The sequence below is a fragment of the Hyphomonas sp. genome (assembly GCF_022844445.1).
Taxonomy (GTDB): Bacteria; Pseudomonadota; Alphaproteobacteria; order Caulobacterales; family Hyphomonadaceae; genus Hyphomonas.
The window spans coordinates 1-21,216 of the sequence record NZ_JALHLS010000010.1 but is presented as its reverse complement, the minus strand read 5'-3'; the positions used below and the strand labels follow the sequence as shown (position 1 = coordinate 21,216).

Genomic DNA, 21,216 nt, shown 5'->3' with positions numbered 1-21,216 from the left:
GTGCGGCCGCACCTGCGGTGATGTGTCCGCAGGCTCACTCGGCCGCACGATTAAGATCCACCCGGCCGGTCACGCCGGCGACCTGTCCCTTCATAGAATACTGCCAAATCGCATACGGCCTCTGCGGAGGGCCATCGAGCGAGCGGATCCACAGGGGGTGCGCGTCAAAGCCCTCCCCTTCCAGCCATTCGTCGTAGAAGGCCGCCGTCGTATAGATCACTGGCACGACGCCATATTCCGCCTCGAGCGCCGCAAGGAACGTTTGCAGTTCCGCGAGAGTCTCTGTCCGGCTGCCACGCGCCCTGCAATTATGGGCGTGCTCAAGGTCAACGGCGGGGGGCAGCGTTCCGGCACGCACTTCGACCTGGCGCATGAAGTTCTCTGCCTGCGAGACGCCGTCCCGGCAGAGCAAGTAGAAGTGGTACGCACCGGTCTGCCAGCCGAGCCGCGTGGCGGCCCGCCAGTTCTCCTGGAAGCGACCATCGACATGGTCGTCGCCTTCGGTGGCCTTAAGGTAAACGAAATCCAGAGGCTCGGTGCCGAGACGCCCCCAGTCGATCGGACCGTTATGGTGCGACAGGTCGATCCCCTCAGCGCCAGGCGGCAAGAGGGGGGCAGTGGCGGAAATGGCAGAGGCACGGCTTGGCGCCCCGCAGGCGGCCAATAATACAAGCCCTGCCGCCACCAGCTCCATCCGCACAATTCTTGCAAGCATCCGGCAGGAACCCTTCTTCTTTCGTTAACAATAGGTTAACCTGTGGAAAAGGGCGCAAAAAAGGAAACCGCGTCATGCCTGCACCCACGATCAAGGGCGAACTTCCCGCGAAACCGGCCCGTTCCGGTCTCGGCAATGCGATTGCGGCGGGCGGGAAACTTGAAGGCAAGTTTCAGTTTGTCGGTCCGGTCATCATCGGTGCGCACATTCGCGGCGACGTCGAATCCGATGACCTGATCCTCGTCGAAGCCAGCGGCCGAATTGAAGGCCGCATCCGCGCGGCAACCCTCGTCATCCACGGCGCCGTCAGCGGCGACATTGAAGCGAGCAAGAGCCTGGAAGTCTGCACCGGCGGACGCCTCGAGGGCGTTGCCTTTTCCCCGTCGATGAAAGTCGAAGAGCGCACCGTCGTCAGCGCTGATCTGCTGATCGCCCCGGAGCGCTCCGTCGCGCATATCAACAAGGCCGCAGCCGTGCCGGACCTGTCGAACGTCGCGCCGCTCTCGACGCCGCGTGCTGAAGTGCCTGTTGCCGATACCGGCGCGGCAAAAGCCGCCGCAGTCTGATCAGTTGCCGCGCAGGTCGCGCAAGCGGTCGAACGGGTTCTCCGTCGGATCATAAACGCCAAGTTCGCGCATCCGGTTGCACGCCCACTCATACTCTCGGTTGCAGGCCTTGGTTAGCGCATCCGTGCCGGCCAGCACATCCTTGCGCCCGCCAGTCCCCGTGTAAGCCATGTTGCCATACGCCGCGCAGCCACTGACGTCACCGTAGTCGCAAGCCTTCTGGTAGAGCGCGCGGCCTTCAGTCTTGTTCTCGGCCACGCCGCGGCCCTGCACGGTCAGGTAAGCGAGGCCCGAACAGCCCCGGCCATCCTTGCCATCACACATCTTCTTGTAGGAGGCCGCAGCCCCCTTCAGGTCCTGCGCCCCGCCGATACCGGTGCGCTGCATTTCAGCCAGTTTGAAACAACCTTCGAGATCACCTGCCGAACAGGCCGCGGTCGCCGCGTCACGGTCAATCTTCTGCTTGGCCATCCGAGTCTCGGCTTGCTCGAGTGCAATCTCGGCCTGCGTCCGCTCGACCTGCCCAAACTGGGCAGCGGCGGGAAAGGCAACAGCGCCGCACAGAAGGACAGCGCCCAGCATCATTCGGATCTTCATGATCGGCTCTCCATTCGGATTGTGAAGACTAGCGGCGAATTTAGGCATCGCGGGGGCAAGCTTCCAGAGATTACAGTAGCCCCTCCACCGCCGCAGCGCTAACCTTGTCAGCAGCAAGACCAGCAGAGGGACGCGAATATCATGGCTGCAACAGACCAGGTGCCGGTGGATTCCGGTTTCCACGCCAAGAGCACCGCCCGCGAAGTGGTCGCCGGCATCGATCTCACCGGCAAGAACGTCATCGTCACCGGTGGATATTCCGGCATCGGTTTGGAAACCGTCCGTGCCCTCGCCGGCGCCGGCGCCCGCGTCACCGTTCCAGCCCGGCGCGCGGACGCCGCCTCCGCCGCCCTCGCGGACGTCGCCGGCGAGATCGAGATCGCCGCGATGGACCTCGGCGATGTCGCCAGCGTCCGCAGCTTTGCCGACCAGTATCTCGAAACCGGCCGGGCCCTGAACATTCTGATCAACAATGCCGGCGTGATGGCGACGCCCTTCGGCCGGGTCGGCAAGGGCTGGGAAACCCAGTTCGGCACCAATCATCTCGGCCACATGGCGCTTGCCCTGAAACTCGCCCCAGCCCTGCAGGCCGCCGAAGGCGCGCGCGTCGTCGCGCTTTCCTCCACCGGCCATGTCCGTTCGGACGTGATCTGGGACGATCCCCACTACACCACCCGCACCTATGACAAGTGGGAAGCCTATGGGCAGGCGAAGTCTGCCAACGCCCTCTTTGCGCTCGGTGTGGACATGCTCGGCCGCGATGTCGGCGTGCGCGCCTTCTCCATCCACCCCGGCGGCATCTTCACGCCGCTGCAGCGCCACCTGACTGACGAGGAGATGGCCGCGCTCGGCTGGAAAAACCCCGATGGCACCATTCCCGCCGCCGTGGAGGCGATGTTCAAGACCCCTGAACAGGGCGCCTCAACCACCGTCTGGGCGGCCACCTCGCCTGGTCTTGCCGGCAAGGGCGGTGTTTATTGCGAGGACTGCAACATCGCGAAGTCCGCGACGCCCGAAAGCCAGCGCTGGGAACACGCGCGCGAATGGATCACCGATGATGCCCGAGCCGAGCGACTCTGGGCGATGAGCGAGAAGATGCTGGCCGAAGCGTGACCGCCTGCCTGCCGCGCTCGATTGACGGCGCGCCCCGCCTGTCGCACCTGATCCAGCCATGACGCAAGAGACGCCCGCTGCCGCACCGGCCAACCGGAATGCCCTGTTTGTCGGCCTAGGTTTACTGGTGCTGGTGCTGTGTGTGTTCGCGCTCGGCAAGCTCGGCCTGCTGCCGGGGCTGGGTGAAACCGAGGCTTGGCTTAGAAGTCTTGCCGGCAGCCCCTGGGGCCTTCCAGCGGTCATTGCCGTCTTCTGTGTCGCCGCCTTCCTGGGCGTGCCGCAGTTCGCCCTGCTGGCCGCTTCCGTGGCCGTTTTCGGTCCGGTGCTGGGCGCAGCCTATGGCTGGGTTGCCAACATGGTGTCCGGCGCGTTGACATTCGGGGTCGGCCGGGCCGGAGGCGAGGCCGCCGTGCGCCGCTATGCCGGGCCCCGCGCTCAGAAACTGTCCACCCTGATTGGTCGCAACGCCCTGATCGCCAGCGCGATCGTCCGCAGCGTGCCGGCGGGGCCCTTCCTGATCGTCAACATGGTGTTCGGCGCCAGCGCCGCGAAGTTCCGGGACTACTGGATCGGCATGGGCCTCGGCATCCTGCCGAAGATCCTGCTGGTTTCGGTGGGCTGGCAGACCATTGTGTCGGCCTATGAAGGCAACCCCCTGACGGCCATTCTGTTCGGGGGCGCGGCCCTCGCCCTGTACCTGGGTGTGGCATTTTTCGTCGTCCGGCGGGCCCGGCGCGCCTGGCAAGATATTCCCGCGACTACCCCGCAGGAGATTGACACCGGGCAGAACAAGGGCGATTAAAGCCGCTATGCGCAAACTCTTGCCCCTTCTTCTGCTGCTTACCGGCCCCTGGCCGGAGCCGGTCGCCTCCAACTGAGGGGCGCACGCGCGGCCAGGGGATGCTGAACCATCTGACACCCCTTCCCTCAGAACCCATCGCAAAGCCGCAAACCCCATGACCTCGAAATCCACCGCGAAAGCCGCGAAGAAACCCCGCGTCGTCATTTTTGACACCACCATGCGCGACGGCGAACAGTCGCCCGGCGCTTCGATGACGCACAATGAAAAACTGGAACTCGGCAACCTGCTCGAAGAGATGGGCGTCGATGTCATTGAGGCCGGCTTCCCCGCCGCCTCGGAGGGCGACTTCTTGTCCGTCAGCGCCATTGCCGCCCAGTCCAAGCGCGCAATCATCTGCGGCCTCGCCCGCTCCACGCCCGCGGACATCGACCGCTGCGGCGAAGCCGTCCGCAAGGCCGCGCGCCCGCGCATCCACACGTTCATCTCCACCAGCCCCGTGCACATGAAGCACAAGCTGAAGATGGGTCCGAACGCTGTGCTGGAAGCCGTCGGGCGCTCGGTCGCGCAGGCCCGCAACCTGGTCGATGATGTCGAGTGGAGCGCCGAAGACGCCACCCGCACCGAGTTCGACTTTCTCTGCAAGTGTATCGACGCGGCTATCACCTCGGGGGCGACCACGATCAACGTGCCGGACACGGTCGGCTATTCGCACCCGGACGAGTACGGCGCCCTGATCCGCCGGCTGATCGAAAACATTCCGAACTCGGACAAGGTGATCTGGTCCACGCACTGCCACAACGACCTCGGCCTCGCGGTCGCGAACTCCTTGGCCGGAATGTCGAATGGCGCTCGCCAGATTGAGTGCACGATCAACGGCCTCGGCGAACGCGCAGGAAACGCCGCGTTGGAAGAAATCGTGATGGCCATGAAAGTGCGCGGCGACACGCTGCCCTACGAGACCGGCATTGACACGAGCTATCTCGCCCGCGCTTCGGCCATGGTCAGCCGCATCACCGGTTTCCCGGTGCAGTACAACAAGGCGATCGTCGGCAAGAACGCCTTCGCGCATGAAAGCGGAATCCACCAGGATGGCATGCTGAAGAATTCCGAGACTTACGAGATCATGAAGCCGGAAGATGTCGGCGTCGCGAAAACCTCGCTGGTCATGGGCAAGCTGTCTGGCCGCAACGCCTTCCGCGACAAGCTGGAATCGATGGGCTACTTCATCGAGGGCGAGGCGCTGAACGACGCGTTCAAGCGCTTCAAGGACCTCGCCGACCGCAAGAAACACGTGTTCGACGATGACATCGTCGCCCTGGTCGACGAACAGCTGGCCACCGAAGGCGAGCGCATTGCATTCAAGCGCCTGCGCGTCGTTGCCGGCACCGATGGTCCGCAGACGGCCGAAATCGACCTCGTCGTGGACGGCGAAGAGAAGTTCGCCATTGCGCGCGGCAATGGCCCGGTCGATGCCGTGTTCAACGCTATCCGCCAGATCGTGCCGCACCAGGCCGTGCTGGAACTCTACCAGGTGCATGCCGTGACTGGGGGCACGGATGCGCAGGCCACCGTCTCGGTGCGTCTCAATGGCGACGGCATCATGGCGACGGGACGCTCATCGGATCCCGACACGCTGGTCGCCAGCGCCAAGGCCTACCTGCACGCGCTCAACAAGTTCGAAGTGCGCAAGGCGAAGCGGAAAGCGGCCTAAAGCGGCGTTCCGAAAAGTGGGAACCGGCTTTCGGGAAAACGCCGCGACGAGCAAGTGGCTGGAGCCCAGGGGGCTCTAGCTATCGGTCTCGCCGAAGCCGTCCTCAATTAGGCGGGCGATGGCGTTCACTGCTTCGTCCGCCTGCGCGCCCCTGCCCTTGATCTCGACGACGCAGCCTGTGTGCGCAACCAGCATCAGAAGGTCCATGATCGAACGGGCATCGGCCGTCTCGCTTTCGTGGCTGACGAACACCTGCGCATCGAACTCGGCGGCGAGCTTGGCGAGTTTGGCCGAAGCCCGGGCGTGCAGCCCCTTGCGATTGATTATGGTGGCGCGCCGCGTGGCGGGGAACGCGTCGGACATCAGTAGGACGGCAACTTTGCGAGGATGTCGGAAGCGATCGTGATGTACTTACGGCCCCCTTCGGCCGCATCCTGCGCGCTTTCTTCCAAGGTGAGGTTGTCGCGCGTCTGGGCCAGCTTTATCAGCATGGGGAGGTTGGCGCCGGAGACGATTTCCATCCGCGCGCGGCTGCGCAGCGAGAGAACAAGGTTCGACGGCGTGCCGCCGAACATATCGGTGAGAACGATCACGCCGCGGCCGGCGTCGCAGGCTTTCACCGCCTCGAGGATCGCTTCGCGCTTCAGATCAAGGTCTTCGTCGGCTTCGATCGACACTGCACGCGTTCGCCAAAGCCGTCCAACCACGTGTTCCGCGGCCGCCACGAGCTCGTGCGCAAGTTTGCCATGGCTGACGACAACGATGCCGATCATGTGTTTCGGAACGCTCGGTTTCACTTAACAGAACCGTCACGTTGGCACGATGCTGCGGCGCGTCAAGGCGCATTCAGCCGACGTGCAAGCGCTTTCCTCAGGCGGTGTGGCCGAGACCCAACACATCATTCATGTCGTAAAGACCCGCCGGCTGGGCCGCGGCCCACTCGGCAGCCGCTACCGCTCCTTCAGCAAAAACCGTCCGGTCCAGCGCCATGTGCGACAGGCGCAGCACCTCCCGCGTCGCCCCGAACATAACTTCGTGTTCACCATAAATACCCCCGCCGCGGCGCACCGCCATCCCGATCTCGCCTTCCTTGCGGGCGGCGTCCGGGCCCAGATACGGCTTCGCCAGAAGGTCCCCCAATGAGCGCCCGCGCCCTGCGGCCGCGGCCTCGCCCAGCATCAGCGCCGTGCCCGACGGGGCGTCCACTTTTAGCCGATGATGGCTCTCCAGCACCTCGATGTCCCAGCCGGACCCGAGACGCGATGCCGCAAGTCGCGTCAGGGCCTGCAGCAGGTTAATGCCGACCGAGAAGTTGCCGGCCTTGACGATGGCGAAGCGGGCGGATGCCGCCTGGATCACAATTTCCTGATCAGGCGCAAAGCCTGTCGTGCCGATCACCACCGCACGCACCGACGTCGTGCGCAGCGCGCCCAGCGCGGCCAGCGTCGCCTCCGGCCGGGTAAAATCGATCCACACATCGGCGCCGTCGGCGGCTTCCTGCACGTCTGGCGAAGGCCAAACGCCCACCGCGCGCCGCCCGGCCAGAACCCCCGCATCCTCATCGAACACACCCGACGCGGCAACCTCGCTGGCCCCTGCGAGCACCAGCCCACGGTCGATCACCATCGCGGCCAGCTGGCGTCCCATACGCCCCGCCACACCCGCCACAGCCACTTTCAGCGCATCACTGGATTTCGTCATTGCGGCTTTCCTTTTCGCGCCGTTCTTTCAGTTCATCCGAGAAGGCGCTGGCAAACACACCTGCCGGCAGGGCCACAACCCCGATACCCGCAATTGCGATGATCGCCGAGAAAAAACGCCCGAGCGGCGTGACCGGATAGACATCCCCATAGCCCACTGTCGTCAGGGTGGCGACCGCCCACCAGAGGGCACGCGGGATCGAGGCGAACTCCTCCTGACGCTGCCCGCCGATCCCTTCCACAAAATACAGCAGCACCGCCGACACGTAGACCAGTGTCAGCGCCACTGCGAGGCTCGTCATCAATTGCGAGCTCGACCGCCGCAGCGCCGCGCCCAGCGCGTCAAAGGCCGGGATGAAGCGCGCGATCTTCACGAGCCGCGCCAGCCGCAGCACGCGCAGCACCAGCAGCGCGCCTCCACCGCCGACCAGCATCAGGATCAGCTCGGGAAGGAAGGCCAGAAGATCCGCAATCGGATAAAACTGCGTCGCGTATTTGAGCCGCCCGCCCAAACCCCGGAACTGCGGATCAACCCCCGCCACCCAGATGCGGGCGGCGTATTCGACCGCAAAGATGCTGACAACGGTGATGTTGAACACGGCAAACAGCTTCGCCCAGGCCGGCTGCTGGTTCAGCACAGGCTCTGTCTCCAGCGCCAGGAACAGGAAGGATAACAGCACAAGGCCGACGATGAAGAGGTTGAGCGGCGAAATGCCGGACTTGCGCGCCTCCGGCACAAGCTGCCGATAAAGCCAGGCCTGCATGATCCGTCCGCTCCCTGCCTCTCGCGGCCTAGCCGCGCAACACGCCGCCCGTTCCTTTTGCCACGGAAGCAATGATCCGGTCCATGATCGCCTGGATCTGGTCATCCTTCAGGGCTTCGCGCGGCTGGATTGTCACTTCGAACGCGACCGACTTCTTGCCCTCCGGCACGCCCTGGCCCTGGTAGACGTCGAACACGTCCACCTTCAAGACGAGTTGCTTCTCGGCGCCCTGCGCATGCTTCACGAGTTCACCGGCCGCAACCCCTGCGTCCACGACGAAGGCCAGGTCGCGCCGGATCGGCGTGAGGTCCGCCTTCTCCAGTACCGGCTTAGTCTTGGTCGCCCTCGCCTTCATCACCGGGAGCGCGTTGAGGTTCAGCTCGAACGCATAGACCGGACCGTCCACATCCAGCGCCTTCAGTACGCCAGGATGCAGCGCGCCGAAATTGGCAACTGTCATCTTCGGGCCAAGCTTGAGGCTCGCCGACTGGCCGGGATGCCAGTGGGGCTGCGTCGCTGCGCCGATCTGGAACTTATCCGTAGACTGACCAAGCGCACAGAGCAGCGCAAAGAGATCGGCTTTGGCCGCAAAGGCGTCATAAGGCTGTACGCTGCCCTGCCAGTGGCGCTGCGCCGAAGGTTGCACCAATGCGGCAATGACCGTGCGCTGATCCTTTGGGCCATCACCGAGATAGATCGGCCCAGCTTCGAACAGGCGGATGCTTCGCTCGCCGCGGTTGGCGGAGCGCTGCGCGGCTTGCGCAAGGTTGGAGAGCGCCGTGGAGCGCATGTAATTCAGCTCGCTCGCGACAGGGTTTGCCACCGTCAGCGCCTCGTCGATCTTGCCGAAGAGGCTCGCATGCTCCTTTGCCATGAAGCTCCAGGTCACGGCCTCGAGGAAACCGCGTGCGGCCATCGCCCGGCGCGCGATCGCGACGCGCGTCTGCCGCGTCGAGGCAACACCCTGCTTCATCCCCTCGATCATCGGCAGCGAGCGTGTCGGGAGCTGGTCATAGCCAACCAGGCGCGCGATCTCTTCCACAATGTCCGCAGACCGATCAATGTCGAAACGGTGCGAGGGCGGGAGCAGATACCAGGCATCGCCCGCGTCCTCGATGTCGATCTCGAGATCCTTCAGGATGCGCTTCATTTCCGCGGGCTTCACGAGGAGGCCTGTGAGGCGCTCCACATCGCTGTGATAGAAGGTCACTTTCTGGATGCGCGCGGAAATGCTGCCCGCAACGCGCGCCTTGGTGGCGGTGCCGCCGCCATATTCCAGGATCAGCGCGAGGGCAAGGTTCAGCCCATCCAGGCAGCTTTGCGGATCGACGCCGCGCTCGAAGCGGTAACGCGCATCGGAATGGATACCGGTAACGCGTCCGGTGCGCGCGGTGCGCAGCGGATCGAACCAGGCGCTCTCGATGAACACGTCAGTCGTCTCGGCGGAGACGCCGGTGGACATGCCGCCCATCACGCCGCCAAGACCGATCACGCCGGAGGCATCCGCGATCACGCACATGTCTTCCGTGACTGAATAGTTTTTCCCGTCGAGCGCCTCAAGGCTTTCGCCCTTGCGGCCAAGCCGGGCGACGACGGCGCCGGACAGCTTCGCCGCGTCATAGACGTGCAGCGGACGCGCGCGGTCCAGCGAGATATAGTTCGTCACGTCCACCAGAAGGGAACGCGGCTGCAGGCCGGCCGCCTTGAGGCGCGCCTGCATCCAGTCCGGGGACGGTCCATTGGTGACGCCGCGCACGAGCGCGCCCGCGAAGATCGGGCAGGCTTCCGGCGCTTCCAGCTTGATCTCTACCGGGCAATCGCCGCTGCCTGGCACCTTCCTGGCGTCGTTGCGCAGGAAGCGGCCAGCGCCTGCGGCAGCAAGGTCGCGCGCAATGCCCTGCACGCCCAGCCAGTCCGGCCGGTTCGGCGTCACTTCGAAATCGATTACCGCATCGGTTGCGCCCAGCGCCTCGGCGGCCGGCATTCCGACCGTATAATCGCCGTTCAGGTCGATGATGCCATCATGGTCATCGCCAATCTCAAGTTCGCGGGAGGAGCACATCATGCCGTGGCTTTCGACGCCGCGAATGGCGCGGGGCTTCTTGTCGAGCGCCATGCTGAGCCCCGGAATCCAGGTACCGAGCGGCGCATAGATCGCTGTCATTCCGGCACGCGCGTTTGGCGCGCCGCAGACGATCTGCTTGACGCCGTCGATCGTCTCGACCTTGCAGACGCGCAGCTTATCCGCCTGCGGATGAGGCTCGGCTTCCAGCACCTTACATGCCGTGAACGGCGCCAGTGCCTTCTTCGGGTCGGTGACGTGCTCGACCTCAAGCCCCGCCTTGCCCATATAGCCGAGGATATCATCCAGCGACGCTTTGGTGACGAGATGATCGTTCAGCCAGGATAGGGTGAATTTCATGCATTTGCTCCGAGAGCGGTATATCTGGCGGCCAGCGCTTCTGCGCGCTCGGCCTTCAAGTGTTCATTCGCGCGGGCGGCAAACACGCCGTCCAGTACAGCGACAAGGCGAAACGTTTCGAAGATCACCTTCATGCCGGGCGCGTACGTGCCCTCGCGCTGGAAATAGGCCTTGTGCACATCAAGCCAGTAAGCGTGGCTGAGATCACCCTCGCCTTCCTGCGCCGCTTGCGCAGGCGTGACCGTCTCGAGCGCAATGACATCCAGTGACAGGGTCTCGATCACCGCGACAGGTCTGCCCTCGCCGGACAACACAACCTGTTGCTCGCCGATTTCAGCTTCAAATCCATGCACCGCCGCCGAACAGGTCGCGGTCTTCACACCTGCTACGACCAGCGCGGCCAGGCGGTCCGCCAGTTCAGGACTGTCCCCGAAACGAAAGTGTTTGAGGCCCGCCCAATCCGGATGCGAGGTCACGACAACCCTCCGCTGACGGACGGTGTAAGCCAGGGCGAGAAGCCGTAATGACGGGTCCATTGCGGATCTGCTTCGAAATAGGGGCGCAGGTCCGGCATGCCGTATTTCAGCATGGCGAGACGGTCGACGCCCATGCCGAAGGCGAAGCCCTGGTGGACCGCCGGGTCCAGCCCGCAATTGCGCAGCACGTTCGGATGCACCATCCCGCAGCCAAGCACCTCCAGCCAGTCTGTACCTTTGCCGACTTCGACCACGCCGCCGGAACGCTGGCATTGCACGTCCATCTCGGCCGAAGGCTCCGTGAACGGAAAGAAGTGCGGACGGAAACGCGCGGTCACATTCTCCACTTCGAAAAACGCTTTCACGAAGTCGACAAGGCAGCCCTTGAGGTGACCCATGTGGATGCCTTCCTCGATGACGAGGCCTTCCACCTGGTGGAACATCGGCGTGTGGGTCGCGTCCCAGTCATTGCGGAACACGCGGCCTGGCACCAGAATCCGGATCGGCGGCTTCTCGGTCATCATGGTGCGCACCTGCACCGGGCTCGTATGTGTACGGAGCACTTTTGGCAGCGCGCTGTCGCCCTGCTTCAGGAAGAAGGTGTCATGCGTCTCGCGCGCCGGGTGACCTTCGGGGAAGTTCAGTGCCGTGAAGTTGTGCCAATCGTCTTCAATGTCCGGGCCTTCCGCCACGCGGAAACCCATGTCGCCGAAGATGGCCGCGATCTCCTCGAACACCTGCATGACCGGATGCAGCGCCCCTTCCCCGGCCGACGGGGCGGCCGGCAACGTGAGGTCCACAGTTTCGCGCTTCAGCTGGGCTTCCAGCGCCACCGCCTCAAGCGCGCCCTTGCGCGCGCGCACGGCGTCCTCAATGCGAACCTTGAGCGCATTCAGCGCCGGGCCCTTTTCCTTGCGTTCTTCCGGAGCCATCGTCCCCAGCGTTCCCATCAGGCCGGAAACCCGGCCCTTCTTGCCAAGTTCGGCTACGCGCACGGCGTCCAGCGCATCAAGGCTGGCCGCGCCCTTGATGGCGGCCAGCGCTTCCTGCTCGATGGATGTAATGTCGGACAAGTGACAACCCTTCCGGAAAACCAAGCGCGCTGTTTAGCGGCCTCTTGGGCCCGCGCCAACCCGCTAGAATCGCGCTTCAGACCGGCTCGTAATGGCGCAAGGCAGCAAAGAAAGTCTCAAAATCCTTCCACCAGACGATCTGGTCCCGGCTGCCATCGGCATTGAACCGGTCGAAATCGGTATAACCGACCCGCGGAGCCCCCGGCTGGTTATAGTCCAGAAACAGGGTTTCCCGGTACCACTGGGCCAGCACGATCATCCCTTTCGCTCCCGGCGGGAACTGGTTTGCCTCGTCCGGAGCATCCGGGTCGGCATAGTCAGTGACTGAATCCCAGACCGTGCGCAGGCTTTCGGCCGGCACGAGGTCATTGTAGCCGCCGAACGGCATGATCACGTGGTTGTAGCGGCTGGGCTCGGGATGTTCCGGCAACGGAATGCACAGACCCGCGACCGAACCGCCATTCTGGTGGCGGTAGAGCGCGATCAGCTGGTCCGGCAAAGCCCGTCCAAGGCGCGCCTCAGCGCGGGTGATGTCATCCTCGCTGAGGCCCTCGGTCAGCGCCGAATAAGCATCCGCCCAGGCGGCGGCCTCATGTTCGGTGGCTGACACCGTGTCGGCAGGGGCGGAGAAAAAGGATTGCAGCGTTACGGGCTCCGGCAGCAGCCGCAGATCCGCAGCCGGCGTCTCGTCTGCAACACCCATATCCCTGGCCCAGTCCGGGAAATAGCTCGACGGCCGGCCCTCAAGCCGGTCGATATACAGGCCGAGGATCGACCCAATCGCACCGATCGCCAGCGGCCAGATCGCGTCACCCGGCGAAAACGGCGCGACAGCCACCCCGCCGCTGACCAGCGCGCTGAAGCCGAAGCCGACCAGGTAGAGCACCGAAACCAGCACTAGCTGCACGCCAAAATCGGCCGGCACCTGCAGCCAGTATGGCTTCAGTTTCCCGGTATTGCGCGCATGGCGCCAGGTGCGCATCTGGCCGAAGAGGTAGGCCGCGGTGAAGCCGATGCCGAGGAAAGGCAGGATCCAGGCCGACCGCTGCACGAAGCCCATGGCGAGCACGAACACGACCAGACTGACGCCCAGTGTGATCCGCAGTGCTGCGCTCAGCTTCGACACGCCCATGAAAAAAAGCCTCCCGCGACATGAGGTCAGCGGGAGGCTTAATTCAGGCGCGGGCGATGTGCCAGCGGGCGCGATCAGATTACGCGCGGGCAGCTTTCTTGCGGGCGTTGCGGGCCTTCTTGGTGTTGCCAAAAATGCCGATGTTGGCGCGCTTTGAAAGGTTGGCGGTCCATTTCGAGTTCCGGCGCTTGACGCGCGGCTTCTTGCTCGGGTGGAGGACGCTGTTCGGGGACTTGCTCATGGGTCGGGATCCTTAGGCGAGGGCAGCTTTGGCCTGGGAGACGAGGGCGCCGAAAGCCTCCGGTTCCCGGACAGCGAGATCGGCCATGACCTTCCGGTCAACTTCAATGCCGGCCTTCGTCAAGCCGTTGATAAAGCTGGAATATGTCAGCTCTTCGTCATGGATACGGACGGCAGCGTTGATGCGTTGGATCCAGAGGGAGCGGAACTGGCGTTTTTTGACCTTGCGGCCAACGTAGGCGTACTCGCCGGCTTTCCAGACAGCAGCGGAGGCGTTGCTGAAGGTATTCTTGCGGCGGCCGCGGAAGCCCTTGGCTTGCTTCAGGATCTTCTTGTGGCGGGCGTGGGCGGGCACTTTGGCGCGTGAACGGGGCATACTGGCCTCCTGTCAATTCGTGTTCAAGATCAATGGGATAGGAAGTTACAGGCCGTACGGCAGGTACTTCTTGACGCGGGACTCGTCTGCCTTGGCGCCGACGGACGTGCCGCGGTTCTGGCGGATATATTTCGAGTTATGGCTGATCAGGCGGTGGCGTTTGCCGGCCACGCCATGCTTCAACTTTCCGGTCGCGGTGATCTTGAACCGCTTTGCAGCGGCCTTCTTGGTCTTCATCTTCGGCATGTTTTTCTCCTCAAACTGTAGAGCTCACACCAGATCTGGCGGCCCGGGATACACGGACAGTGGGGCAATGCCGTCGCCCCGGAGTCCGGAAGTGGCGGCTTATGAAGGAGCGGCGGCCAGGAATCAAGGGGGCGCGCTGAACCTAGGCAAAAGTTCCGCCTTGCCCCGCGAAAAGGCGAGCCCAGAAACGTCCAGACGTCGTTTGGAGACTTATGGACGGTTTTTGCTTTCGAGGCGGCATCGCGGCCTGGCGGGCGGCGCCCGTTTTTTGAAAGCCGGAGGCAGCTGGCGGGAACATCCTACCTGATTTGGGCGATCATTCACTCATTTTATAAAAAGAGGAACCTGGGTTGCCTTCGCATCAGGGTAACGGGGCCGGGCGGCGAAACAGAGAATGATCGGGGGAAGTCGCAGGATTGCATTATCTGTGGAGTGAGAAAAAAGCAGACAGCCCGAAAGGGCAGTCCGTGAGCGGTCGCAAGGTGCATTGAGCGCAGCCATAAACACCGCGGTCGCATTAGTCGCCAGCGCGAGGGCTTCGGCACCTGCGAAGCGGGCGGCGCCGACGAGGGCGTTAACCTCGCCGGCGGCATTCGTGAGGCGGCGCCTCAATGCATCAACGGGGTGTTCCTCGGCAGGGCGGCAATGTCGGGCAGTGGCGCCGGAGAAAAGCGGGCGCGTGAGCGCGGGCGACTCACCAAGGTCGAGCGAAGGGAGCGCTGGCGCGCGGAAGGTACCGTAGTCCGCCCACAGAGCATCGGCGGCATTGATACGGTTATCGATGACCTGGCCCTGGCTTTCGAACAGGTAGTGGCACAGGCGGCGAGCGCAGGGGCGTCTCCTGGCGACATCCTCCGAATACGGAGAGTGACGGGGTCGTAGCGAGCAGGGAAGACGTCTTCCCACCGCTCGGCACGGAGGCACGGTGCCCCTGCTCCGCGAAGGCGGGAAGCGACAAGAAAGCCGTCCGCAGAAGTCCCGCAATCCGGTGCCGGCCAGCAGCAAGCATGGACAGATGATGCCGCGCGCTGAGGGAACACTCATAGGGGGGGTAGCAAAAAGCCCCCGCTGGTGGCGAGGGCTTCTGGACGGTTCAATGGGGGCCGATCAACGCGGGGCGAGGACCATGGTCATCTGCTTGCCCTCGAGCTTGGGTTCGAGCTCGACCTTGGCAGTCTCCTCGAAATCCTTCTTCATCTTCTCGAGGAGTTCCATGCCGAGATGCTGGTGGGCCATCTCGCGGCCACGGAAGCGCAGGGTGATCTTCACCTTGTCACCCTCTTCAAAGAAGCGGTGGATGGCGCGGGCCTTCACTTCATAATCGTGCGTGTCGATGTTCGGCCGGATCTTGATCTCTTTGAGCTCGGAAGACTTTTGCTTCTTCCGGGCGGCAGCCTTCTTCTTGCGCTCCTCGAAGCGGACCTTGCCGTAATCGAGGATTTTGACGACAGGCACTTCCTGCTCGCCGGAAACTTCCACAAGGTCGAGAGCCGCTTCGCGCGCAGCGTCGAGCGCGGCAGCGAGGGGCATCACGCCCTGCTTCTCACCTTTTTCGTCGATCAGCAGCACGCGGGCGGCGCGGATCTCTTCGTTGATACGTGGGCCAACCTGCTTTTTGGCGGGGGCTTCGGCTTCAGGTCTGCGAGCTATGGGAGGACTCCTTCCCGGATTGTTGAAAGTGGCGTGAATATGCCCGCAATTGCAGGCATCTTCAAGGCGCGATGCTTTGGCGCGGACCGGGCCGGGACGCAACCGGCAAAGTTCGGGGGGCCAGATTGCCCTGCGGCAGGGGATCGGCTTTGGTGCGCAGCTCAACACTGCGTCCCGGGGGCCTGCCATGAGACTTTTTGCGATGATTGGTGCCTGTCTGATTCTGGTGGCGGGGCCGGCGATGGCGGAGACGAAGATAGCGCCGGCGAAGCCCCTGGAGCAGCAGGTGGCGGGGCTGACGGCCAGGCCGGGCTTTCTAGACCTCTACGCAGACCCCGCGACCGGGCGGGTTCTGGCCGCCCTGCCCGCGCCGGGCGCGGACGGCGTGAGTGTGCGGTTCATCCATGCAGTCGGCCTCACGGCGGGGCTCGGCTCGAACCCGATTGGGCTCGACCGGGGGAATGCTTCGTCCGGCGAAATCGTTCGGTTCCGGCGGATTGGCGACAAGGTGGTGGCCGAGCAGGAGAACTGGCGCTACCGGGCAACCTCGGGGCGGGCGGCGGAAGAGAAATCCGTCCAGCAGAGCTTTGCGACGTCCTTCCTCTGGTCGACCGGCATCGCGGCGACCGGGGCGGACGGCCGACTGCTGGTTGACCTGACGGGCTTTCTGACGCGCGACGCTGGCAATTTCAGTGCAGCGCTGGCGCACGGCAAGGACGCGGCAGGCTACAGTCTCGCGGCCGACCGATCGATGCCGGACACCGCGAGTGTACTTTCGTTTCCAGACAATACGGAGATCGATGCCTTCCTGACTTTCGAAACCTCCGCGCCAAACGCCGAGACGCGCGCGGCGGCGGCGGACGGACGGGCGGTGACGCTGGTAGTACACCATTCCTTTGTGCGCCTGCCGGATGACGGATATGAGCCGCGCGCGTTTGATCAGCGCACGGCCAATATCGGCATGGGTTTCTATGACTTCTCAGCACCGCTGGGCGAGCCGATCGTGACGCGCCTGTCGCGCCGGTTCCGGCTGGAGAAGACCGACCCTTTAGCGGCAATTTCGCCGGTCAAGAAGCCGATCGTGTTCTATGTCGACAATGGCGCGCCGCCGGAAATCCGTGATGCCTTGATCGAGGGCGCAAGCTGGTGGGCGGAAGGTTTCGAGGCGGCGGGCTTCAAGGATGCCTACCGCGTAGAAGTGCTGCCGGAGGACGCGCATCCGCTGGACGTGCGCTACAATGTCATCAACTGGGTGCATCGGCAGACGCGGGGCTGGTCGTATGGCGGCAGCGTGTCCGATCCGCGCACCGGTGAAATTCTGAAGGCGAACGTGATCCTCGGCTCGCAGCGCATCCGGCAGGACCGCATGATCTTCGAAGGTCTTGCGGGCGCTGAGAAGACGGGCACCGGCGCAGCCGACGACCCGATCACGATCTCACTGGCGCGCATCCGACAGCTTTCGGCGCACGAAGTTGGCCATACGCTCGGGATTGCCCACAATTTTGCGGCCAGCAATACGGGGCGTGCCTCGGTGATGGACTATCCGGCCCCGTGGGTGAAACCAACCGCGGAAGGCGGTCTCGATTTCTCGAACGCTTATGGCGCGGGGCTTGGCGCGTGGGACGTTTTCACGATCAAGTGGCTGTATACGGAGTTTCCAGGCGGCCGAGATGACGGCGCGGCGCTGGACGCGATGGTGGACGCCGCCTACGGATCAGGCCTGCGCTTTGTGTCCGATGACCATGCGCGCACGATGGACACCGCGCATCCTTATGCCTCCGTGTGGGACAATGGCGCAGACCCCGTTGCGGCGCTCGACGAGGTGATGACCGTGCGGCGAATCGCGCTCGATGGGTTTGGCCCGCGCGTGCTGGCGAAAGGGCGGCCGAGCTCCGATCTCAATGCCGTGCTTGTGCCAGTCTACCTCTACCATCGCTATCAGGTGGAGGCGGCGGCGAAGTTCATCGGCGGCTTGGATTTCCGCTATGCAGTGACTGGTGACGGCGACGCGGCAGCCAAACCTATGGCGCCAGAGGAACAGCGCCGCGCGCTGACCGCGCTGGTGCGCACGCTGGACCCGGCGTCGCTGGACCTGCCGGACGCCGTGCTGAACCAGCTGACGCCCGGCGAACTGGGCTATGCCGGCGTAGGCTCGATTGCTGAAGTGTTCCCGGGGCGGACGGGGCCGGTGTTTGATCTTGCGGGCGCGGCAGATATTGCGGCGGGACTAACACTCTCTGCGATTCTGGAACCCTCGCGGGCGGGGCGCGTGGCGGCCTATGAGCAGCGCGTGCCGGGCACGTTGAGCCTTCGGGCAATCCTCGACGAGATCGACGCGGCAGTGTTTGCGCCGGAGACCGACGCGCGGCTGGCGCCGCTGGCGCGCGTGGTGCAGGCCCGGTTCGTTTCGGAGATGATGGCGCTGGCACGGGCGGAAGGCGCGACGGCGGAAGTTTCGGCGGTGGTGGACGCCAAGCTGGCAGCAATGAGCCAGGGTTTCGGCAAGAAGCTCAAGGGCGAGAGCGAGACAGACCGCGCGCACCTGGCCGCGCTCAGTGCACGGATCAGCCGGCATCTCGCCCGCGAAGACGCGGCGCTGGCGCGGCCGCTGCCGGCCCTGCCGGTGCCGCCCGGCCCGCCGATTGGCGCGATGGGGCAGACGGAAGACTGCTGGTTCTGCGGAAACTAGGCTTTCAGGACGCCGAGTGCGCGGACCGATTGCCAGACATCGTCCACCGAGAGTTCCTGCAGCGTAGGCGCCGCATTGACGATGACCGGCCTGGGGCCGCGCGGGGCCGAATGGTCCGGATCGCTCTCGGTGGTGGCGAAGAGGGCGATGCCCGGCGCGCCAGCGAGCGTGGCCATGTGCATCGGGCCGGTATCGTTGCCGACCACGAAGACGGCGGTTTCGGCAAGCGTCACGATCTGGAAAAGATCCGTACGCGTCACAAGGCTTTTTACACGCGGCTCGCGCTTCACGATCTCCTGCGCGATCTGGCCTTCCGCCTTGCCGCCGATGATGGCGGGCTGGATGCCGGCATCGGCGATACGTTTGGCAAGGGCGGCATAGTTCTCGACCGGCCAGCGCTTGGCCTCACGGTGCTCGGACGCGCCAGGGATCAACAGCATGTAGGGCGGCGTGAGGCCGAAATAAGCGGGGTTCAGGCGCGGCGTGTTGCCGAGCTTCGGACGCACCCAGCCAAGATCCGGGAACGGCGCACTGCGCCCAAGCCAGCGGCCCTGCGGCGCGACACCCGCGACTTCCAGCTGTTCGGCGAGCCGGTCGATGGAGTGCATCGAGCCGCGGGCCGGGTTGTCGTGGAAGAAGGCGGCCTTCTCGTGATGGCCGGACCAGAGCGGCGTCTTGCCGCCGCGGTTGAGCGCGGTGAAGTAGTTCTTGGTGCGGCCGCTGGTCTGGAAGTCATAAATGACGTCGTACTTCGCTTTCTTGATGCGCTGGATCAGGGCGGCAGTGGGCTTCAGGCCTTCCGGGCGGCCATCGGTCTCTACGGCGTCAACATAAGGCATGACCTTCGCAAATTCCTCGAAGGGCGGCGTGGTCAGCAGGGTGATGCGGGCAGAGGGGTGGAACTCGCGGACCGCACGCATGGCGCCGAGCGCGAGGACAAAGTCACCCAGCGCGCTGAGCTTGATGACCAGCACTTCCTTTGCCGTGGCGCCCGGATTGGCCGGACTGGCGGTTTTGGTCCGCGCGGTGTTCAAGTCCTCGATTTCCCCTACTCCAGCAGGCGCTTATAGACCCTCAGTGTCGCCGCCTGAAGCCCTCTTTTCGAGAAGTGGCGGCTGATATGGGCACGGCCCTCCCGGCCCATCGAGGCGCGGGATGCCGGACCGAGGGAGAGCATGGCACGGATGGCACCGGCCAGCGCGGGCGCGCTGCCCGGTTCGGCGCGGGTGCCGGTCTCGTATTCGACAACAGTTTCGCGGGCGCCGCCATGGTCGGCGACGATCACGGGCCGGGCCATGGCGGAGGCCTCGGCCGCGACCCTGCCGAAGGCTTCCGGCCGGGTGGAGGGGGCAAGGACGAGGCCGGCGGCGAGGTAGGCGGCAGGCATGTCGGTGATGTGGGGCACGATGCGGGCATGGCTGGTCAGGCCAAGGCGGGTGATCTGGTGCTCGAGGTCGGAGACGTAGCCGTCGCGGCCCTGCGCGTCACCGGCAAGGATGAGAATGAGGCCGTCTCGCTCCTCGGGCGAGAGCAGACCGAGGGCTTCCAGCGCCAGGCCCTGGCCTTTCCAGCTGGTGAGGCGGCCAGGAAGCAGCAACACGAGACGCGTGTCGCCTTCGAGGCCCCAGGCCTGGCGCAGCGCGTCCACGCGGGCCTGGGCAACGGCGGCGGGATCGAAGGCGTCAAGGTCCACACCGCGCGGTATGGTGACGATACGGGCGGGATCGATTCCGTGGACCTCGGCGATGTGCGCGGCGATCCACTCGGAATTGGCGATGACGAGATCGCCTTTGGCCATGACTGAATTGTAGGCCTTCTTCAGACCGGTCGTGCCGGAATAAGCGCCGTGATAGGTGGTAACGAAGGGTACACCTTCAGCTTTCGCAGCCGCCCAAGCGCTCCACGCAGGCGCGCGGGAACGGGCATGAACGAGGTCGATCTTCTCCTCTCGGATGATCTGGCGCAGCTTGCCTTCGTTAAGTTTGAGAGTGAGGGGGTTGCGGCTTTTGGCGTCCATGCGGATGAGTTCGCCGCCGAGGCGGGCAAACTCCGCCTCCAACCGTCCGCCCTTGCTGGCGAGAAGAGCGCGACCACCGGCCTCAACGATCGCCTCAGTGACTTCCAGCACCGTGCGCTCCACGCCGCCGGCGGAGAGCTCAGGTGCGACCTGCAGGATCGTCTTTCCCTTAAGTTCCGGTAATTCGCCCAATACGCGGCCCGCCCTACTCGCTTGACAGGCGAGAGAGATGGCGGAAGGCAACTGCCATGACAACGGAATCTTTCACTTCACCCGAGGGACGGCGCCTCGCGTTTCGCCGCACACCGGCAACTGGCGGCGTGACGTTTGTGTGGCTGTGCGGCTTCAAGTCCGACATGACCGGCGGCAAGGCGGTGGCGCTCGAGGCCTGGGCACGCGGCGCTGGGTTCGGTTCGCTGCTGTTCGACTATTCGGGGCATGGCCAGTCGGGCAGCGCGTTCGAGGAAGGCACGATCAGCGCCTGGCGTGAAGATGCGCTCGCCGTGATTGACGCGCAGACGGACGGACCACTGGTACTGGTCGGCTCCAGCATGGGCGGGTGGATGGCATTGCTGGCGGCGCTCGCCCGGCCGGAACGCGTGAAGGGCCTCGTACTGATCGCCCCTGCCCCGGACTTCACCGAGAAGCTGATGTGGCCGGAGTTCACGCCGGAGGAGCAGGCCGAAATCATGCAGGAAGGATTCACCCTGAGACCATCCGCCTACGGAGCACCTTATCCGATCACACGCGCGCTGATTGAAGACGGGCGGCAATGGTCGATCCTCGACAAGGACATTCCATTTTCAGGCCCCGTGCGTATCCTGCAGGGCATCCAGGATCCAGATGTGCCTTGGGGCCATGCGCTGGCGCTGACCCAGGCCCTGACGGCCGAAGACCTCGTGCTGCACCTGATAAAGGACGGCGACC

The 21,216-nt window shown here is 64.5% G+C and carries 22 protein-coding genes; 6 read left to right on the top strand and 16 right to left on the bottom strand.

Annotation, left to right across the window (positions count from 1 at the left end; translation table 11 throughout):
- Positions 1-34: 34 nt before the first annotated feature.
- A complete protein-coding gene (locus Q0C17_RS11990; protein WP_291206457.1) occupies positions 35-715 on the bottom strand; it encodes a GH25 family lysozyme in 681 nt (226 codons plus the stop codon).
- Between the two features lie 74 nt (positions 716-789).
- Between Q0C17_RS11990 and Q0C17_RS11985 the strand changes: the two genes are divergently transcribed.
- A complete protein-coding gene (locus tag Q0C17_RS11985; RefSeq protein WP_291206454.1) occupies positions 790-1,281 on the top strand; it encodes a polymer-forming cytoskeletal protein in 492 nt (163 codons plus the stop codon).
- On the opposite strand, the gene Q0C17_RS11980 is transcribed toward Q0C17_RS11985, so the two are convergent.
- The gene (locus tag Q0C17_RS11980; protein WP_291206451.1) at positions 1,282-1,878 is read right to left on the bottom strand and encodes a hypothetical protein; all 597 of its coding nucleotides are present in this window, start codon (positions 1,876-1,878) and stop codon (positions 1,282-1,284) included. It lies immediately after the preceding gene.
- Between the two features lie 141 nt (positions 1,879-2,019).
- On the opposite strand from Q0C17_RS11980, the gene Q0C17_RS11975 reads away from it, so the two are divergent.
- From Q0C17_RS11975 to Q0C17_RS11965, 3 genes are all read left to right on the top strand, one after another.
- A complete protein-coding gene (locus Q0C17_RS11975) occupies positions 2,020-2,991 on the top strand; it encodes an oxidoreductase (RefSeq protein WP_291206448.1) in 972 nt (323 codons plus the stop codon).
- A gap of 58 nt (positions 2,992-3,049) precedes the next feature.
- Complete coding sequence (locus Q0C17_RS11970; RefSeq protein WP_291206445.1) at positions 3,050-3,793, top strand: VTT domain-containing protein; 744 nt, start codon at positions 3,050-3,052, stop codon at positions 3,791-3,793.
- A 154-nt stretch (positions 3,794-3,947) separates the two neighbouring features.
- Positions 3,948-5,504 carry a 2-isopropylmalate synthase gene (locus Q0C17_RS11965; protein WP_291206442.1) on the top strand — a complete coding sequence of 519 codons (1,557 nt, stop codon included), beginning with the start codon at positions 3,948-3,950 and terminating at the stop codon, positions 5,502-5,504.
- 75 nt (positions 5,505-5,579) lie between these two features.
- Here Q0C17_RS11965 and Q0C17_RS11960 read toward each other — a convergent pair whose 3' ends face one another.
- The 12 genes from Q0C17_RS11960 to infC all read right to left on the bottom strand — a co-directional run bounded on the left by Q0C17_RS11960 (position 5,580) and on the right by infC (position 15,583).
- Entirely contained in the window at positions 5,580-5,867 is a 288-nt protein-coding gene (locus tag Q0C17_RS11960; RefSeq protein WP_291206439.1) for an HPr family phosphocarrier protein, read from the bottom strand.
- Positions 5,867-6,301, bottom strand: coding sequence for a PTS fructose transporter subunit IIA (locus Q0C17_RS11955; protein WP_291206436.1), 435 nt, complete (start codon positions 6,299-6,301; stop codon positions 5,867-5,869). Before Q0C17_RS11955 ends, Q0C17_RS11960 begins: the two co-directional genes overlap by 1 nt.
- Positions 6,302-6,374: 73 nt before the next feature.
- The gene (gene dapB / locus Q0C17_RS11950; protein ID WP_291206433.1) at positions 6,375-7,205 is read right to left on the bottom strand and encodes a 4-hydroxy-tetrahydrodipicolinate reductase; all 831 of its coding nucleotides are present in this window, start codon (positions 7,203-7,205) and stop codon (positions 6,375-6,377) included.
- A complete protein-coding gene (locus tag Q0C17_RS11945) occupies positions 7,189-7,968 on the bottom strand; it encodes an ion transporter (RefSeq protein ID WP_291206430.1) in 780 nt (259 codons plus the stop codon). Before Q0C17_RS11945 ends, dapB begins: the two co-directional genes overlap by 17 nt.
- Before the next feature lie 28 nt (positions 7,969-7,996).
- Positions 7,997-10,390, bottom strand: a complete 2,394-nt coding sequence (gene pheT / locus Q0C17_RS11940) for a phenylalanine--tRNA ligase subunit beta (RefSeq protein ID WP_291206428.1) — start codon at positions 10,388-10,390, stop codon at positions 7,997-7,999.
- Positions 10,387-10,866 (bottom strand): ASCH domain-containing protein, encoded by a 480-nt coding sequence (locus tag Q0C17_RS11935; RefSeq protein WP_291206425.1) that lies wholly within the window; start codon positions 10,864-10,866, stop codon positions 10,387-10,389. The genes pheT and Q0C17_RS11935 overlap by 4 nt, the downstream gene beginning before the upstream one ends.
- Positions 10,863-11,939, bottom strand: coding sequence for a phenylalanine--tRNA ligase subunit alpha (pheS, locus tag Q0C17_RS11930; protein ID WP_291206422.1), 1,077 nt, complete (start codon positions 11,937-11,939; stop codon positions 10,863-10,865). The genes Q0C17_RS11935 and pheS overlap by 4 nt, the downstream gene beginning before the upstream one ends.
- 76 nt (positions 11,940-12,015) lie before the next feature.
- Entirely contained in the window at positions 12,016-13,071 is a 1,056-nt protein-coding gene (locus tag Q0C17_RS11925; protein ID WP_291206419.1) for an SMI1/KNR4 family protein, read from the bottom strand.
- Between the two features lie 79 nt (positions 13,072-13,150).
- Complete coding sequence (locus Q0C17_RS11920; RefSeq protein ID WP_291070686.1) at positions 13,151-13,312, bottom strand: hypothetical protein; 162 nt, start codon at positions 13,310-13,312, stop codon at positions 13,151-13,153.
- A gap of 12 nt (positions 13,313-13,324) precedes the next feature.
- A complete protein-coding gene (gene rplT, locus Q0C17_RS11915) occupies positions 13,325-13,687 on the bottom strand; it encodes a 50S ribosomal protein L20 (protein WP_291206417.1) in 363 nt (120 codons plus the stop codon).
- A gap of 45 nt (positions 13,688-13,732) precedes the next feature.
- On the bottom strand, positions 13,733-13,933 hold the full coding sequence (rpmI, locus tag Q0C17_RS11910) for a 50S ribosomal protein L35 (protein ID WP_291206414.1): 201 nt from the start codon (positions 13,931-13,933) through the stop codon (positions 13,733-13,735).
- Between the two features lie 1,107 nt (positions 13,934-15,040).
- Positions 15,041-15,583: a translation initiation factor IF-3 gene (infC, locus tag Q0C17_RS11905; protein ID WP_366914820.1), complete on the bottom strand. Its 543-nt coding sequence runs from the start codon at positions 15,581-15,583 to the stop codon at positions 15,041-15,043.
- A 187-nt stretch (positions 15,584-15,770) separates the two neighbouring features.
- On the opposite strand from infC, the gene Q0C17_RS11900 reads away from it, so the two are divergent.
- Entirely contained in the window at positions 15,771-18,272 is a 2,502-nt protein-coding gene (locus Q0C17_RS11900) for a zinc-dependent metalloprotease (RefSeq protein ID WP_291206411.1), read from the top strand.
- Here Q0C17_RS11900 and Q0C17_RS11895 read toward each other — a convergent pair.
- Entirely contained in the window at positions 18,269-19,306 is a 1,038-nt protein-coding gene (locus Q0C17_RS11895; RefSeq protein WP_291206408.1) for a glycosyltransferase family 9 protein, read from the bottom strand. The two genes, Q0C17_RS11900 and Q0C17_RS11895, sit on opposite strands and share 4 nt — an antisense overlap.
- A 14-nt stretch (positions 19,307-19,320) precedes the next feature.
- Entirely contained in the window at positions 19,321-20,481 is a 1,161-nt protein-coding gene (locus tag Q0C17_RS11890; protein WP_291206405.1) for a glycosyltransferase family 4 protein, read from the bottom strand.
- A 56-nt stretch (positions 20,482-20,537) separates the two neighbouring features.
- Between Q0C17_RS11890 and Q0C17_RS11885 the strand changes: the two genes are divergently transcribed.
- On the top strand, positions 20,538-21,216 hold a 679-nt coding region (locus Q0C17_RS11885), incomplete at its 3' end, for an alpha/beta hydrolase (protein ID WP_291206402.1).

Coding starts and splice junctions, on each gene's coding strand:
- Q0C17_RS11975 (WP_291206448.1), top strand. CDS start 2,020: ATGGCTGCAACAGACCAGGTGCCGGTGGATTCCGGTTTCCACGCCAAG.
- Q0C17_RS11980 (WP_291206451.1), bottom strand. CDS start 1,878: ATGAAGATCCGAATGATGCTGGGCGCTGTCCTTCTGTGCGGCGCTGTT.
- Q0C17_RS11900 (WP_291206411.1), top strand. CDS start 15,771: ATGAGACTTTTTGCGATGATTGGTGCCTGTCTGATTCTGGTGGCGGGG.
- Q0C17_RS11920 (WP_291070686.1), bottom strand. CDS start 13,312: ATGAGCAAGTCCCCGAACAGCGTCCTCCACCCGAGCAAGAAGCCGCGC.
- Q0C17_RS11925 (WP_291206419.1), bottom strand. CDS start 13,071: ATGGGCGTGTCGAAGCTGAGCGCAGCACTGCGGATCACACTGGGCGTC.
- rplT (WP_291206417.1), bottom strand. CDS start 13,687: ATGCCCCGTTCACGCGCCAAAGTGCCCGCCCACGCCCGCCACAAGAAG.
- Q0C17_RS11965 (WP_291206442.1), top strand. CDS start 3,948: ATGACCTCGAAATCCACCGCGAAAGCCGCGAAGAAACCCCGCGTCGTC.
- dapB (WP_291206433.1), bottom strand. CDS start 7,205: ATGACGAAATCCAGTGATGCGCTGAAAGTGGCTGTGGCGGGTGTGGCG.
- Q0C17_RS11990 (WP_291206457.1), bottom strand. CDS start 715: ATGCTTGCAAGAATTGTGCGGATGGAGCTGGTGGCGGCAGGGCTTGTA.
- pheT (WP_291206428.1), bottom strand. CDS start 10,390: ATGAAATTCACCCTATCCTGGCTGAACGATCATCTCGTCACCAAAGCG.
- Q0C17_RS11960 (WP_291206439.1), bottom strand. CDS start 5,867: ATGTCCGACGCGTTCCCCGCCACGCGGCGCGCCACCATAATCAATCGC.
- Q0C17_RS11945 (WP_291206430.1), bottom strand. CDS start 7,968: ATGCAGGCCTGGCTTTATCGGCAGCTTGTGCCGGAGGCGCGCAAGTCC.
- Q0C17_RS11985 (WP_291206454.1), top strand. CDS start 790: ATGCCTGCACCCACGATCAAGGGCGAACTTCCCGCGAAACCGGCCCGT.
- rpmI (WP_291206414.1), bottom strand. CDS start 13,933: ATGCCGAAGATGAAGACCAAGAAGGCCGCTGCAAAGCGGTTCAAGATC.
- Q0C17_RS11970 (WP_291206445.1), top strand. CDS start 3,050: ATGACGCAAGAGACGCCCGCTGCCGCACCGGCCAACCGGAATGCCCTG.